This window comes from Streptomyces sp. NPDC046977 (genome assembly GCF_040644455.1).
Taxonomy (GTDB): domain Bacteria; phylum Actinomycetota; class Actinomycetes; order Streptomycetales; family Streptomycetaceae; genus Actinacidiphila.
This window is the reverse complement of the sequence record NZ_JBEYWO010000003.1, coordinates 417494-432547: the sequence shown is the minus strand read 5'-3', so window position 1 is coordinate 432547 and position 15054 is coordinate 417494. Positions and strand designations below refer to the sequence as shown.

Here is a 15054-nt window from a genome sequence, read left to right as displayed (position 1 = left end):
TGCGAAGGTAGCGCGGGGGGACTTCATCCGTCATCTGCGTATCGCATGACGGTCATGACAGGCAGATGACCGTGCGGTCAACGGTGCCGGTGGCGCCGTGGAGCGCGGGCCCCGCGGCCGGAGGGGAAGCCGCCGCGGGGCCCGTGGGAACCGCCGGTTCAGCCCTTGAGCGCCTCCGCGACGGTGTCCGCCAGCGGCGTGGTCGGGCGGCCGATCAGCCGGCTCAGGTCGCCGCTGCCGCCCTCCAGCAGGCCGAGGGCGATGCCGTGCGCGTCGCAGTCGGCGTAGATCGCGGCGACGGGGGCGGGCAGGCCGGCGCCGACGAGGACCTCCGCGAACGCCGCCTCCGGCAGGTCGGTGTAGGCGACCGTGCGGCCGGACTGCCGGGACAGCTCCGCCGCGTACTCCGCGAGCGTCCAGGCGTGGTCGCCACTGAGCTCGTAGGCCTGGTTCTCGTGGCCCTCGCCGGTCAGGACGGCGGCCGCCGCGGCGGCGAAGTCGCGGCGCGGCGCGGTGCCCAGCCGGCCCTCGCCGGCGCTGCCGAAGACGCCGTGCTCCAGCTGGACGGGGATCTGGGTGGTGTAGTTCTCGGTGTACCAGCCGTTGCGCAGCAGGGTGTACGTCAGCCCGGAGTCGAGCAGCACCCGCTCGGTCGCCTTGTGCTCGTCTCCGAGCGTGTAGTCGGCGGCCGGGCCGCCCAGGATGCCGGTGTAGACCAGGCGCGCGACGCCCGCCTCCATGGCGGCGTCGATCACGGCGGTGTGCTGCGCGACCCGCTGCCCGACCTCGCTGCCGGAGATCAGCAGGACGACGTCGCCCTCCTGGAAGGCGCCCTTGAGGGTGGCGGGGGCGCTGTAGTCGGCGACCCGCAGCTCCACACCGCGCGCGGCGATGTCCGAGGCCTTCTCCGCGTCGCGCACGACGGCGACGACCCGGTCGGCCGGGACCTCGGCCAGCAGCTCGTCGATGACGAGACGGCCGAGGTGTCCGGTGGCTCCGGTGACGACGATGCTCATGAGGGGTTCACTCCAGTCGGGCGTGTTCATTGTGTGCGAATACGAAGCTCACCCTAGGTGGGGTACTAACTCAGCGAAAGTACCCACTTCTGGGTAAGGTAGTGGCATGGACGTAAGGGAAGAGCTCGCAGCCGTACTGGGGACGCCGGACGTGAACGCCCGCAGCTGCCCCTCGCGCGTGATCCTGGAGCACGTCACCAGCAGGTGGGGTGTCCTCGTTCTGGCCGCGCTGATCGACGGCACCCGGCGCTTCAGCGAGCTGCGGCGCACGGTCGGGGGCGTCAGCGAGAAGATGCTCGCGCAGACCCTTCAGACCCTGGAGCGCGACGGCTTCGTGCACCGCGAGGCGTACCCGGTGATCCCGCCGCGCGTCGAGTACACCCTCACCCCGCTCGGCCGGGAGGCCGCCGAACAGGTGTGGGGGCTGGCCCGGTGGGCGGAGAGCCGCACCGAGCAGGTCGCGGTGGCCCGCGAGGCGTACGACGGGGCCCGGGCCTGATCGACAGGCCCGGGCCCCGGAGTGGGACGGGGACGGCGCGTCAGCCGACGACCGTCCAGGTGTCGCCGCCGGCCAGCAGCGAGGACAGGTCGCCCTTGCCCCGCTGCTCGACCGACCGCTCCAGTTGCTCCGACATCAGGTCGTCGTAGACCGGTCTCACGACGCTGCGGAGCACGCCGATCGGCGTGTGGTGCAGCGTGTCGGGGTCGGCGAGCCGGGACAGGGCGAAGGCGTTGGTGGGCGAGGCCGCGTGCGCGTCGTGCACCAGGAGGTCGGCCTCGTTCGCCTCGGTCACCTCGACCACCTTCAGGTCCCCGGTGGCCCGGTCGCGCACGACGCCCTTGGCGCCCCCGGCGCCGAAGCGGACCGGCCGGCCGTGCTCCAGCCGGATCACCGCCTCCTCGGCCGTGGCGCGGTCCTTGAGCGCCTCGAAGGCGCCGTCGTTGAAGATGTTGCAGTTCTGGTAGATCTCCACGATCGCGGTGCCCGGGTGCGCCGCCGCCTCGCGCAGCACACTCGTGAGGTGCTTGCGGTCGGAGTCGATGGTGCGGGCGACGAAGGAGGCCTCCGCGCCGAGCGCCAGCGACACCGGGTTGAAGGGCGCGTCCAGCGAGCCCATCGGCGTCGACTTGGTGATCTTCCCGAGCTCGGACGTCGGGCTGTACTGGCCCTTGGTGAGCCCGTAGATCCGGTTGTTGAAGAGCAGGATCTTCAGGTTCACATTGCGCCGCAGCGCGTGGATCAGGTGGTTGCCGCCGATCGACAGCCCGTCGCCGTCGCCGGTGACGACCCACACCGACAGGTCGCGCCGCGAGGCGGCGAGCCCGGTCGCGATGGCCGGGGCGCGGCCGTGGATGGAGTGCATCCCGTAGGTGTTCATGTAGTACGGGAAGCGGGAGGAGCAGCCGATCCCGGAGACGAAGACGATGTTCTCCCTGGCCAGGCCCAGTTCGGGCATGAAGCCCTGTACGGCGGCGAGGATCGCGTAGTCGCCGCATCCGGGGCACCAGCGCACTTCCTGGTCCGACTTGAAGTCCTTCATGGACTGCTTGGTGTCGGACTTGGGCACCAGTGACAGCGCTGACTGCGCCGGCGCCCCCGGTCCCGGATGGTCGACGGCTGGAGCCTCAGACATCTGCGCTCTCCTCCTGGATGGCGGCAGCGAGCTGTTCGGCCTTGAACGGCAGGCCGGTGACCTGGGTGTGGGAGCGGGCATCGACCAGGTACTTCGCCCGCAGCAGGTGGGCGAGCTGGCCGAGGTTCATCTCCGGCACCACCACCTTGTCGTAACGCTTCAGAACCTCTCCGAGATTCCCCGGGAAGGGGTTCAGATGGCGCAGATGGGCCTGCGCGACCGCGCCCCCTGCGCCCCTGATGCGCCGTACGGCCGCCGTGATCGGCCCGTAGGTCGAGCCCCAGCCGACGACCAGGGTGCGCGCGGCGCCACCGGGGTCGTCCACGGTCACGTCCGGCACCTTGATGCCGTCGATCTTGGCCTGCCGGGTGCGCACCATGTGGTCGTGGTTGGCCGGGTCGTACGAGATGTGGCCCGTGCCGTCCTGCTTCTCGATGCCGCCGATCCGGTGCTCCAGCCCCGGTGTGCCCGGCACCGCCCAGGGGCGGGCCAGGGTCTCCGGATCGCGCTGGTAGGGCCAGAACTCCTCGGTGCCGTCCTCGGCCACATGGTTGGGGGTCGTGGCGAACTGCACCCGTAGATCCGGCAGTTCGTCCAGCTCGGGGACGCGCCACGGCTCGGAGCCGTTGGCCAGGTAGCCGTCGGAGAGCAACAGCACCGGCGTCCGGTAGGTGAGCGCGATCCTCGCCGCCTCCATGGCGGCGTCGAAGCAGTCGCCGGGAGTGCTGGGCGCCACGATGGGCACCGGGGCCTCGCCGTTGCGGCCGTACATCGCCTGCAGCAGGTCGGCCTGCTCGGTCTTGGTCGGCAGGCCCGTCGAAGGACCACCGCGCTGGATGTCGATCACCAGCAGCGGCAGTTCCAGCGACACCGCGAGGCCGATCGTCTCCGACTTCAGGGCCACGCCGGGGCCGGACGTCGTGGTGACGGCCAGCGAGCCGCCGAAGGCCGCGCCGAGCGCCGCGCCGATGCCGGCGATCTCGTCCTCCGCCTGGAAGGTGCGCACGCCGAAGTTCTTGTGCTTGCTCAGCTCGTGCAGGATGTCCGAGGCCGGGGTGATCGGGTACGAGCCCAGGAACAGCGGCAGGTCCGCCTGGCGGCTCGCGGCGACCAGGCCGTAGGACAGCGCCAGGTTCCCCGAGATGTTGCGGTAGGTGCCGGCCGGGAAGGCCTGCTGGGCCGGGGCGACCTCGTAGCTGACGGCGAAGTCCTCCGTGGTCTCGCCGAAGTTCCAGCCCGCCCGGAAGGCGGTCACGTTCGCCTCCGCGAGCTCCGGCTTCTTCGCGAACTTCTTCCGCAGGAAGTCCTCGGTGCCCTCGGTGGGCCGGTGGTACATCCAGGAGAGCAGCCCGAGCGCGAACATGTTCTTGCTGCGCTCCGCCTCCTTGCGGCTGAGCGGGAAGTCCTTGAGCGCCTCCACCGTGAGGGTGGTCAGCGGCACCGGGTGGACCGCGTAGGCCGACAGCGAGTCGTCCTCCAGCGGGGAGGCGGCGTAGCCGACCTTCGTCATCGCGCGGGTGGTGAATTCGTCGGTGTTGACGATGATCTCGGCACCGCGCGGCAGATCACCGATGTTCGCCTTCAGCGCCGCCGGGTTCATCGCGACCAGGACGTCGGGGGCGTCACCCGGGGTGAGGATGTCGTGGTCGGCGAAGTGCAGCTGGAAACTCGAGACGCCCGGCAGGGTGCCTGCCGGCGCCCGGATCTCGGCGGGGAAGTTCGGCAGCGTCGACAGATCGTTGCCGAACGACGCCGTTTCCGAGGTGAACCGATCTCCCGTGAGCTGCATGCCGTCGCCGGAGTCCCCGGCGAAACGGATGACGACCCGGTCGAGTTTCCTGGTCTCCTTGGCCGGTTTCCGCTGCTCGCCCAGAACGGGCTGATCGGTGCCTGACGCGCTGCTGACCTGGCTGGTCACTGAATCGGACCTCCTTCGAGGCGGCGGCACACGGCCGGGGCCGCGACCTTTTGTCCCACGGGCCATCGTACGTGGGTAAGGGTCGCCTTCCCGGGTGTTCCCACAGGGTGGGACCCGCGGGGGGCGCGAAGTCCCACGCCCGTGGACGCCTGTCGTCCTTCCCGCAGTTCCGCGGGCCCGCGACCGAATCTGACAATATGTCAGAGGCTACGAGTTCAGGTACGTCAGCACGGCCAGCACACGCCGGTGGTCCCCGACGCTCGGCGCCAGCCCCAGCTTCAGGAAGATGTTGCTGACGTGCTTCTCCACCGCGCCGTCGCTCACCACGAGCTGCTTGGCGATCGCCGAGTTCGTCCGCCCCTCCGCCATCAGCCCCAGCACCTCGCGCTCGCGCGGCGTCAGCCCCGTCAGCACATCCTGCTTGCGGCTGCGGCCCAGCAGCTGGGCCACCACCTCGGGGTCCAGCGCGGTGCCGCCGCCGGCCACCCGGACCACGGCGTCGACGAACTCCCGGACATCGGCCACCCGGTCCTTGAGCAGGTAGCCGACGCCGCGGCTGCTGCCCGCCAGGAGCTCGGTGGCGTACTGCTCCTCCACGTACTGCGACAGGACGAGCACACCCAGCCCCGGGTGGTCGCGGCGCAGGCGCACCGCCGCGCGCACGCCCTCGTCGGTGTGCGTGGGGGGCATCCGCACGTCGGCGACGACGACATCGGGCAGGGCGTCCTCCGCCGCGAGCTCCGCGATCACCTTCAGCAGCGCCTCGGCGTCGCCCACCCCCGCCACCACGTCGTGCCCCCGGTCGGTGAGCAGCCGGGTCAGCCCCTCCCGCAGCAGCACCGAGTCCTCGGCGATGACCACGCGCACTCTGTCCTCCACGACTTACGGCCCCCATGTCGACGTCGACGTGTCCCTCCCCAGCATTCCAGCTTCCGGCGGAAGGCACACGGCCTTGCCGCGCCGGGGAGGGCGGGGGACCGGTTCGTCGCTCAGGTGCGCCAGGGCAGCTCCGCGGCGACGGTCGTCGGGCCGCCGGCCGGGGAGTCCACCGCCAGCACACCGTCCACCGCGCCCAGCCGTTCGGCGAGCCCGGCCAGACCGCTGCCGCTCGCGGTGCTCGCCCCGCCCCTGCCGTTGTCGACGACGTGGATCATCAGCCGGTCGCCGGAGCGCCACAGGTCGACGCTCGCCCGCGAGGCACCACTGTGCTTGCTGATGTTCTGGAGCAGTTCGGAGACGGTGAAGTAGGCGATGCCCTCGATCGCCGGGACCGGGCGGGCCTGCAGGTCCACGCTCACCTGCACGGGCACGGTGCAGCGTGCGGCCACCGAGGACAGGGCCGCGTCCAGGCCGCGGTCGGTGAGGACCGCCGGGTGGATGCCGCGGGCCAGGTCGCGCAGTTCCTGGAGGGCGAGCTTCACCTCGCCGTGCGCCTCCTCGACCATGGTCGCGGCGGCCTCAGGGTCCTCCAGCAGCTTCTCCTTGGCCAGGCCCAGGTCCATGGCCAGGGCCACCAGGCGGGCCTGTGCGCCGTCGTGCAGGTCGCGCTCGATGCGCCGCAGGTCGGCGGCGGCGGTGTCCACGACCACTCCGCGGTCGCTCTCCAGCTCCGTGACCCGGCTGGCCAGCCGGGACGGGCCGAGCAGCCCGGAGACCAGCCCCCGGTCGACGTACGCCATGCCGCGGATCAGCCACGGCGTGACCAGCACCAGCAGCAGCCCCACCGCCGAGGTGGCGGCCAGCTCGAAGGGGGAGTCCAGGTACCAGCCGCGGCCGTGCCCGTCCCCGTACAGCTGCAGGCCCGGCTGGTCGGTGTACGCCGGGAAGACCCACCGCCACAGCGGGTAGGTGAGCATGCCCCATCCGTAGGTGAAGAAGGAGATCGCCACGGAGAAGGTGAAGACGCCCCACGGGAAGTGCACGAAGCAGTAGAGGACGTGCCGCCAGGACGTGCCGTTGGTGAGCTGGCCGCCCAGCCACGCCAGGAAGCCCTGCCCGGGCTTCCGCCGCGGCCACGCCGGCTCGGCCACGTCCAGGTGCAGGCACTTGCGGGCCCGCTCGCGCTCCACCACGCCGAGGCCGCGGCACCCGGCCAGCGCCACCGCGAGGACCGGCAGGCCGAGGAAGGTCACCAGCAGACCGGCGCCCAGGGACAGCATTGTGACGGCGAAGACGAAGCCGATGATCCCCATCGGCAGGTTGAGCAGCAGATACAGGAGCTCACGCCAGGTGCGCGCCTCGATCGGCGCTCGCAGCGCCGCGGGCAGCCGGTGCTGGTGCTCTCGCGGCTCCGGGAAACCGTATGCCATGGTCACGTCGTTCCTCTCCCTGTGCCTGTGGTGCCGTCGTGCCCCTCTTCTGTGCACGCTTCCAGCCTCGCCGCCCAGGACCGCCCGCCCCATGGTGCCGATCGGCCTCTTCCACCTGGGGAAAACCCCACCCCGGCCCTGGGGACGCCGGACGCAGCCGGTCCCGCGGTCAGCCGCGGTCGCGCCAGGGGAGTTCGGCGGTCACCGTCGTGGGGCCGCCCTGCGGGGAGTCGATGACCAGCAGGCCGTCCACGGAGCCCAGCCGTTCGGCCAGCCCGGCCAGACCGCTGCCGCTCGCGGTGCTCGCCCCGCCCCTGCCGTCGTCCCGCACCTGGATCATCAGCCGCCCGTCGGACCGCCACAGCTCCACCGCGGCACGGCGCGCACCACTGTGCTTGCTGATGTTCTGGAGCAGCTCGGAGACGGTGAAGTAGGCGATGCCCTCGATGGCGGGCGCCGGGCGGGCTTGCAGGTCCACGCTCACCTGCACGGGGACGGTGCAGCGTGCGGCCACCGAGGACAGGGCCGCGTCCAGGCCGCGGTCGGTGAGGACCGCAGGGTGGATGCCGCGGGCCAGGTCGCGCAGCTCCTGCAGGGCGAGCTTCACCTCTCCGTGGGCGTCGCCGACCATCCTGGCCGCCGCCTCCGGATCCTCCAGCAGCTTCTCCTTGGCCAGGCCCAGGTCCATGGCCAGGGCCACCAGGCGGGCCTGGGCGCCGTCGTGCAGGTCGCGCTCGATGCGCCGCAGGTCGGCGGCGGCGGTGTCCACCACGGTGCCCCGGTCCGACTCCAGCTCGGCGATGCGGCGCTCCAGCTCGTCCGAGGGCGACAGCAGCCCGCGCACCATCGCCCGGTCCGCGTTCGCCAGCCCCCGCGCGATGAACGGCAGCACCGGCCACGCCACGAACAGCGAGGTCAAGGCGATGGTGAAGGTCGCGATGCCCCACGGCAGCCGGGCGAGGAAGTACAGGGCGTGCCGCCACGCCACCGGGTCCTTCAACGACGTCCACAGCCACGGGAAGAAGCCCATCCGCCCCGGCCGCAGCCGGCGCGGCTCGTCCACCGCCACCCCGAGCAGCCCGCGCGCCCGGATCCGCTCCAGCCACCCCAGCAGCCGGCAGCCGGCCAGGCCCATCGCCAGCAGCGGCAGGCCGACCACCGTGACCGACAGGCCGATGCCCAGGGACAGCACGACGACGACGTAGACAAAGCCCGCGATGTCGACCGCCAGATTCGTCAGGAGAAACGCGATCTCCTTCCACGTCGCCGGGTCGAAGGCCAGCCGCGCCGGCGGGAGCGGGGCGTCCCCGCGCTGGGAGTTGGTGGTCATGGCGCCAAGCCTGCCGGTGCGCGGGGGGTTGCCGCCATGGGGTGCGCCTGCGGGACAAGGTGGGGTTATCCGTACCCCGTCCAGGAGGGGTGCCTGCGGCGCCTGGGGCAGGGCCTAGACTCCGTTCGTACAGATCGTCTAAAGATCCACCGGGATCGCTGGACAACGCGTGAACGACGAGAGACGAGGGGCGGACGGACGTGGACTACTTCCACGGCTACTCGGTCGTCGGCCTGGTCGCGGTACTCGGGGTGCTCTTCGTGGCCGTGGCCTTCGGGGCCGGCCGTCTGCTGCGGCCGGTCGTGCCCACGCAGGAGAAGATGCTCACGTACGAGTGCGGCGTCGACCCGGTCGGCGAGGGCTGGGCGCACACCCAGATCCGCTACTACGTCTACTCCTTCCTCTACGTGATCTTCGCGGTCGACGCGGTCTTCCTCTTCCCGTGGGCGACGGTCTACGCGGCCCCGGGGTACGGCGGCACGACGCTGGTGGAGATGTTCGTCTTCCTCGGCTTCCTCGCCGTCGGCCTGCTCTACGCATGGAAGAAGGGGGTCCTGGAATGGACGTGACCACCCCCGAGCCCCAGTACCTGCCCGAGCCCCGCCGGCTCGGCACACTGGCCCGCCTCGCACCCGAACCCATGAAGGTGGTCCTCAACTGGGGCCGCCGCTACAGCCTGTGGGTCTTCAACTTCGGGCTCGCCTGCTGCGCCATCGAGTTCATCGCCGCCTCCATGGCCCGGCACGACTTCATCCGGCTCGGCGTGATCCCCTTCGCGCCCGGCCCGCGCCAGGCCGACCTCATGATCGTGTCGGGCACGGTGACCGACAAGATGGCGCCCGCCGTCAAGCGCCTGTACGAGCAGATGCCCGAACCGAAGTACGTCATCTCCTTTGGAGCCTGCTCCAACTGCGGCGGGCCCTACTGGGACTCGTACGCCGTCACCAAGGGCGTCGACCAGATCATCCCCGTCGACGTCTACGTGCCCGGCTGCCCGCCGCGGCCCGAGGCGCTGCTCCAGGGCATCCTCAAGCTCCAGGAGAAGATCGCCCGCGAGTCGCTGGGCGAGCGGTACGGCGAGGGCGGCACCCCGCAGCCCTCCGCCCGCGCGCTGCGCAGCGGCCTGGTGCAGGCACCGCCGCCGCCCGGGGAGGCCGCGCCGTGACCAGCCCCTTCGACCGGCTGCCCGACCCGGCCGCCGTCGCCGAGGTCTTCGGCCCGGAGGCCACGGCGGAGGAGACGTACGGCCTGCTCACCGTGGACGTGCCCGCCGGCGCCTGGACCGGCGCCCTGCGGGCCGCCCGTGACGTGCTCGGCTGCACCTTCTTCGACTGGCTCAGCGCGGTCGACGAGCCCGGCACCGGCTTCCAGGTCTGCGCCCATGTCGTCGCGCCGTCGCCCGGATCGGTGCGGCGGCTGCTGATCCGCACCACCGTCCCGCACGAGGCGCCGGTGCTGCCGACCGCCACCGAGGTCTGGGCGGGCGCCGCCTGGCACGAGCGCGAGACCCACGAGATGTTCGGCGTCGGCTTCACCGGCCACCCGCACCTGGCGCCGCTGCTGCTGCCCGACGGATTCGAGGGGCACCCGCTGCGCAAGGACTTCGTCCTGGCGGCGCGGGTGGCGAAGGCGTGGCCGGGAGCGAAGGAGCCAGGGGAGCCCTCGGCGGGAGCGGCGCACGGCGGGCCCAAGCGCCGCCAGATGCTGCCCCCGGGCGTGCCCGACCCCAACGACTGGGGTCCGCTGAAGGGCCAGCTCCCGCCCGCCCCGGCACGGCCCGCCCGTACCCCGCGCGCCGCCGGCGCCGGTGCGGCCGCCGCCCCTGGTGAGCGCCCCGCACGGCGCGCGCGCAGCGTCGGCGAGGGCTCCGTGAGCCAGGGCGCCGCAGCCCCGGCCGCGCCGCCGCGCCGTACCCGCTCGGCGGGCGACGGCTCCGTCAGCCGGACCGGTGCCGCCGGGACCGCGGAGGTGCCCGCGGAGCCCTCCGCGACGCCCCGCAGGCCCACCCCGGACGCCCCCTGGGACGTCCCCCGTGACACCCCCGCCACCGGCCCGGCGCCGGAAGCGGTCCAGCAGGAACCCGCACCGGCCGAGCCTCCCGCGGGTTCGCCGGCCGCGGAGGGAGAAGCCGCGCCGTCCGTACCGGGCGGTGATGCCGCCGGCACCCCTGCGACGCCCCACAAGCGCACCCCGGACGTCCCCCGTGACACGCCCGCCACCGGCCCGGCGCCGGGAGCGGCCCCGCAGGAACCCGCACCGGCCGAGCCCCCAGCGGAATCGCCGGCCGCGGAAGGGCAGCCCGACGCAAACCGGCAGCCCGACACCGCCGGCAGCCCCGGCCATGACGACGCAGAAGGAGGCGGCACCCCGTGAGCGACGCACTCGACGTGATCCTCCGGCTGCTCGCCGTCCTCGTCGTCTTCCTTGTGCTGCCCCTCGTCGTCGGCCAGACCGAGCACAAGGTGATGGCCCACATGCAGGGCCGGCTCGGCCCGATGTACGCGGGCGGTTTCCACGGCTGGGCGCAACTCGTCGCCGACGGCGTGAAGTTCGCGCAGAAGGAGGACGTGGTCCCGGCCGACGCCGACCGCAAGGTCTTCCAGATGGCGCCGGCCGTCGCGCTGCTGCCCTACCTCCTCGTCCTCGCCGCGATCCCGCTCGGCCCGAACGGCCTCGTGGGCCAGACCATCGACGCCGGCCTGTTCTTCGTACTGGCCGTGATGGGCGTCGGCGTGCTGGGCTCGCTCATGGCGGGCTGGGCCTCGGCCAACAAGTTCTCCCTGCTCGGCGGCCTGCGGACCGCCGCGCAGCTGATGTCGTACGAGCTGCCGATGCTGCTGGCCGCCGCGTCCGTCGCGATGGCCGCCGGGACACTCTCGCTGCCCGGCATCGTCGAGGCGTACCAGTGGTGGTGGACGCCGTGGCAGCTCATCGGCGCCGTCGTCTTCTTCACCGCGGGCCTGGCCGAGCTCCAGCGGCCGCCGTTCGACATGCCGGTGGCCGACTCGGAGATCATCTTCGGGGCGTACACCGAGTACACGGGCCTGCGCTTCGCGCTGTTCCTGCTCGCCGAGTACGCGGGCATCGTCGTGCTGTGTGGGCTGACCGCCGTCCTGTTCCTGGGCGGCTGGCACGGCCCGTGGTCCGACAGCCTCGGCTGGCTGTGGACGCTGGTCAAGACCGGTCTGCTGGCCTTCGTCGTCATCTGGCTGCGGGTCACCTACCCCCGCATGCGCGAGGACCAGCTCCAGCGCTTCGCCTGGACCTTCCTCATCCCGCTCGCCCTCGCCCAGATCGCGCTCACCGGCGTGGTGAAGGTGGTGATCTCCTGATGGGCATCCCCGGAACCGGCCTCGCCAAGGGCCTGGCCGTCACCCTCCGCACGATGACGCGGCGTTCGCACACCGCGCAGTACCCGGAGGCGCAGCCCGAACTCCCGCCGCGCAGCCGCGGCGTGATCGCGCTGTTCGAGGAGAACTGCACGGTTTGCATGCTGTGCGCGCGCGAGTGTCCCGACTGGTGCATCTACATCGACTCCCACAAGGAGACGATGCCGGCCGCCGCGCCCGGCGGCCGCGAGCGCAGCCGCAATGTGCTGGACCGCTTCGCCATCGACTTCTCGCTCTGCATGTACTGCGGCATCTGCATCGAGGTGTGCCCCTTCGACGCGCTGTTCTGGTCGCCGGAGTTCGAGTACGCGGAGACCGACATCCTCGACCTCACCCACGAGCGCGACAAGTTGCGCGACTGGATGTGGACGGTGCCCGCCCCGCCGCCGCTCGACCCCGCCGCCGAGGAGCCCAAGGAACTCGGCGCGGCGCGCAAGGCCGCCGAGAAGGCCGCGGCCGCCGCCGAGCAGGCGGAGGGCGACGCGTGAACCTCCGCGAGAACCTCGCCGCCGCGGCCCACCCGGGCTTCCTGTCCCCGACAGGCGTCGAGATCGTCTTCGTGCTCGTCGGCATCGCCACGCTCGCCGCGGCGGTGGTGAGCGTCACCACCAAGCACCTGGTGCACGCCGCCCTCTGGCTGGTCGTCGCGCTCGGCGGCGTCGCCGTCGAATACCTCCTGCTCACCGCCGAGTTCATCGCCTGGGTGCAGGTACTGATCTACGTCGGCTCGGTCGTCGTCCTGGTGCTGTTCGGCCTGATGCTCACCAAGGCGCCCATCGGCGCCTCGCCGGACGCCGACTCGGGCAACCGGATCGCCGCGCTGACCGTCGGCATCGCGTCCGCGGGCACCTTGGTGTGGCTGGTCGTCGACGCCTTCCGGGCCACCTGGATCGACGTGGACCGCGGAGTGCAGGGCTCCACCAAGGTCACCGGCCAGATCCTCTTCCGGCACTGGGTGCTGCCGTTCGAGGCGCTGTCCGTGCTCCTGCTGGCCGCGCTCGTCGGCGCCGTCGTGCTGTCCCGCAAGCCGTCCCGTCAGCAGTCCGGGGAGCGCTGATGCATCTCGCCTATCCCGCGGTCCTGGCCGTCCTCCTGTTCTCCGTCGGCCTGTACGGCGTCCTCGCCCGGCGCAACGCGATCCTCGTCCTGATGTCGGTCGAGCTGATGCTGAACGCGGTCAACCTCAATCTGGTCGCCTTCGACGTGTGGCTGCGCGACACCCTGCACGCGGGGCAGGCGCTGACGCTCTTCGTGATCGTCATCGCCGCCGCCGAGATCGGCATCGGACTCGCCATCGTCCTGCTCGTGTACCGCAACCGGGGCACCTCGGACATCGACCGGCTCACCGAACTCGCCGCCGGGGACGGCGAGGACGATGGGGGCGTGTCCACCGCCGCACCCGAGACGCCCGGGACGCCCGGGAATCCCGAGAAGAACGCCGAGGCCGCCGCGTGACCCTGACGACCCTCGCCGTCCTCGTCCCCCTGCTCCCCTTCCTCGGCGCCGCCGGCGCCCTGCTGCTCGGCCGTACCGCGCCCGGTTTCGTCCGGCCGCTGGCCGTCCTGCCGACGGCGACCGCCTTCGTGCTCGCCGTGATCGTCGCCACGCGCCAGGGCAGCGGAGCGGCCACCGACGCGGCCACCCGGCTGACGCCGACCGGCTCGGTCCCCATCGACCTCGCCCTGCACCTCGACGGCTTCTCGGTGCTGATCGCCGTGCTCGTCGGCCTCGTCGCGACCTGCGTGCAGCTGTACTCGACGGCCTACCTGCGCGACGACCCGCGCTACGCCTCCTACTCCGCGCTCGTCTCCCTCTTCACCGCCGCCATGTCCCTGGTCGTCTACACCGGTGACCTGATGGTGCTGCTGGTGGGCTGGGAGATCATGGGCATCTGCTCGTACTTCCTGGTCGGCCACTACTGGGAGACCGAGGTCGCCCGCACCGCCTCCCTCAAGGCGTTCCTGGTCACCAAGCTCGGCGACGTCCCCTTCCTGATCGGTGTCTTCGCGCTGGCCGCCGACGCCGGGACGTTCCGGATCAACGGCATCCTCACCGCGGCGACCCACGGCGAACTCGCCCACCCGACCGTGATCGGCCTGCTGCTGCTCGCCGGTGTGGCGGGCAAGTCCGCGCAGTTCCCGCTGCACACCTGGCTGCCGGACGCCATGGCCGGCCCGACCCCGGTGTCCGCGCTGATCCACGCCGCCACCATGGTCGCCGCCGGCATCTACCTCGTCGCCCGGCTGCTGCCGGTCTTCGAGGCGTCCGCCGCGGTGCTCGCGGTACTCGGGGCGATGGCCGCCGTCACCATGGTCGGCTCGGGGCTCGCGGCGTTCGCCCAGGACGACATCAAGCGCGTCCTGGCGTACTCCACGATCGGCCAGCTCGGCTACATGGCCGGCGCCCTGGCCGTCGGCGACCGCGGCGCCGCCGTCTTCCACCTCCTGTCGCACGGCGCCTTCAAGGCCCTGCTCTTCCTCGCCGCGGGCGTGGTCATCCACGCCGCCGGCACCAACTCGCTCGCCGCCATGTCCCGCATGGGCGACGTCGGCAAGCGCGCCCCGGACGCCATGTGGACGATGGGCATCGCCCTGGCGGCCCTGGCCGCGATCCCTCCCTTCTCCGGCTTCTTCTCCAAGGAGTCCGTGCTGCGCGCCGCCGAGCACGCCTCCTCCGGGCACGCCGAGGGCGTCCCGGCGGCGGTCGGCTGGCTGGTCCTGGTCGCCGCCCTGGTCACGGCCGTGCTGACCGCGGGCTACGCCACCCGGCTCTTCCTGCTCGCCTTCCGCGGCCACGGGCCCGCCGCCCCCGAGGCCCACGCCAAGGAACCGGCCGTCATGAACGCCGTGCTGTGGGTGCTGGCGATCCCCACCCTCGCCTTCGGCGCGGTCTCCCTGGTGCCCTCCCTCCTCGACCTGCCCACCTGGTTCGACGGCGACGAACTCGCCCCCACCCTGGTGACCTCGATCCTCGGCGTCGGCCTCTCCCTCGTCGGTGTGATCGCCACCTACGGCGCCTGGCAGGCGATGTCCGCCCGCCGCCGCGCCCCGCTCGGCGCGGTCGTGACCGCCGAGGCCGCCGAGGCGGAGCCCGCCCTCACCGAGGCCGCCGCGCTGCAGACGCACGAGCAGGTCTACGGCGACGTCGCCGCCGCCCACGACCCCGCCGATCCCGGACGCCTGCTGCTCGGCCCGCTCTTCGGCCCCGCCTCGCACGGCTTCCACCTCGACACCGTCTACTCGGCGCTGTTCGTCCGCCCCGTGCTGGCCGCGGCCGGCCTGGTCCGCTTCCTCGACCGGGAGGTCGTGGAGACGTACGTGCGCGGCGCGGGCGGCCTGCCCCGGCTGCTCGGCGCGGCCGTGCGCCGCGCCCAGACGGGCAATGTGCAGACCTACGTCAGCGTGCTGCTGGCCGGCTCCGTGATCCTCGCCGTCCTCGTCGCCGTCGGAGCGTGAGCC

General features: G+C 72.3%; 15 protein-coding genes. 9 read left to right on the top strand and 6 right to left on the bottom strand.

Features of this window, described 5'->3' with window-relative positions:
- Positions 1–158: 158 nt before the first annotated feature.
- Positions 159–1016 carry an SDR family oxidoreductase gene (locus ABZ883_RS07125; RefSeq protein WP_360902759.1) on the bottom strand — a complete coding sequence of 286 codons (858 nt, stop codon included), beginning with the start codon at positions 1014–1016 and terminating at the stop codon, positions 159–161.
- Between the two features lie 106 nt (positions 1017–1122).
- Between ABZ883_RS07125 and ABZ883_RS07120 the strand changes: the two genes are divergently transcribed.
- On the top strand, positions 1123–1515 hold the full coding sequence (locus ABZ883_RS07120) for a helix-turn-helix domain-containing protein (protein WP_360902756.1): 393 nt from the start codon (positions 1123–1125) through the stop codon (positions 1513–1515).
- A 40-nt stretch (positions 1516–1555) separates the two neighbouring features.
- Here ABZ883_RS07120 and ABZ883_RS07115 read toward each other — a convergent pair whose 3' ends face one another.
- The 5 genes from ABZ883_RS07115 to ABZ883_RS07095 all read right to left on the bottom strand — a co-directional run bounded on the left by ABZ883_RS07115 (position 1556) and on the right by ABZ883_RS07095 (position 8207).
- Positions 1556–2650 (bottom strand): 2-oxoacid:ferredoxin oxidoreductase subunit beta, encoded by a 1095-nt coding sequence (locus tag ABZ883_RS07115; protein ID WP_360902753.1) that lies wholly within the window; start codon positions 2648–2650, stop codon positions 1556–1558.
- Positions 2643–4568, bottom strand: coding sequence for a 2-oxoacid:acceptor oxidoreductase subunit alpha (locus ABZ883_RS07110; RefSeq protein ID WP_360902750.1), 1926 nt, complete (start codon positions 4566–4568; stop codon positions 2643–2645). Before ABZ883_RS07110 ends, ABZ883_RS07115 begins: the two co-directional genes overlap by 8 nt.
- Before the next feature lie 207 nt (positions 4569–4775).
- Positions 4776–5435 (bottom strand): response regulator transcription factor, encoded by a 660-nt coding sequence (locus tag ABZ883_RS07105; protein ID WP_360902967.1) that lies wholly within the window; start codon positions 5433–5435, stop codon positions 4776–4778.
- A 122-nt stretch (positions 5436–5557) separates the two neighbouring features.
- The gene (locus tag ABZ883_RS07100; protein WP_360902964.1) at positions 5558–6877 is read right to left on the bottom strand and encodes a sensor domain-containing protein; all 1320 of its coding nucleotides are present in this window, start codon (positions 6875–6877) and stop codon (positions 5558–5560) included.
- 169 nt (positions 6878–7046) lie between these two features.
- Positions 7047–8207 carry a sensor domain-containing protein gene (locus ABZ883_RS07095; RefSeq protein ID WP_360902747.1) on the bottom strand — a complete coding sequence of 387 codons (1161 nt, stop codon included), beginning with the start codon at positions 8205–8207 and terminating at the stop codon, positions 7047–7049.
- A 200-nt stretch (positions 8208–8407) separates the two neighbouring features.
- On the opposite strand from ABZ883_RS07095, the gene ABZ883_RS07090 reads away from it, so the two are divergent.
- The 8 genes from ABZ883_RS07090 to ABZ883_RS07055 are packed head-to-tail and all read left to right on the top strand — an operon-like array spanning position 8408 to position 15051.
- Positions 8408–8776 (top strand): NADH-quinone oxidoreductase subunit A, encoded by a 369-nt coding sequence (locus ABZ883_RS07090; protein ID WP_319658426.1) that lies wholly within the window; start codon positions 8408–8410, stop codon positions 8774–8776.
- A complete protein-coding gene (locus ABZ883_RS07085; RefSeq protein ID WP_360902743.1) occupies positions 8767–9372 on the top strand; it encodes an NADH-quinone oxidoreductase subunit B family protein in 606 nt (201 codons plus the stop codon). The genes ABZ883_RS07090 and ABZ883_RS07085 overlap by 10 nt, the downstream gene beginning before the upstream one ends.
- Positions 9369–10580: an NADH-quinone oxidoreductase subunit C gene (locus ABZ883_RS07080; protein ID WP_360902740.1), complete on the top strand. Its 1212-nt coding sequence runs from the start codon at positions 9369–9371 to the stop codon at positions 10578–10580. The genes ABZ883_RS07085 and ABZ883_RS07080 overlap by 4 nt, the downstream gene beginning before the upstream one ends.
- Entirely contained in the window at positions 10577–11539 is a 963-nt protein-coding gene (nuoH, locus tag ABZ883_RS07075) for an NADH-quinone oxidoreductase subunit NuoH (RefSeq protein ID WP_360902737.1), read from the top strand. Before ABZ883_RS07080 ends, nuoH begins: the two co-directional genes overlap by 4 nt.
- On the top strand, positions 11539–12084 hold the full coding sequence (locus ABZ883_RS07070) for an NADH-quinone oxidoreductase subunit I (RefSeq protein WP_360902734.1): 546 nt from the start codon (positions 11539–11541) through the stop codon (positions 12082–12084). The genes nuoH and ABZ883_RS07070 overlap by 1 nt, the downstream gene beginning before the upstream one ends.
- Entirely contained in the window at positions 12081–12653 is a 573-nt protein-coding gene (locus tag ABZ883_RS07065) for an NADH-quinone oxidoreductase subunit J (protein WP_360902731.1), read from the top strand. The genes ABZ883_RS07070 and ABZ883_RS07065 overlap by 4 nt, the downstream gene beginning before the upstream one ends.
- Positions 12653–13051 (top strand): NADH-quinone oxidoreductase subunit NuoK, encoded by a 399-nt coding sequence (gene nuoK / locus ABZ883_RS07060; RefSeq protein ID WP_360902728.1) that lies wholly within the window; start codon positions 12653–12655, stop codon positions 13049–13051. The genes ABZ883_RS07065 and nuoK overlap by 1 nt, the downstream gene beginning before the upstream one ends.
- A complete protein-coding gene (locus ABZ883_RS07055; protein WP_360902725.1) occupies positions 13048–15051 on the top strand; it encodes an NADH-quinone oxidoreductase subunit L in 2004 nt (667 codons plus the stop codon). The genes nuoK and ABZ883_RS07055 overlap by 4 nt, the downstream gene beginning before the upstream one ends.
- Positions 15052–15054 lie beyond the last annotated feature (3 nt).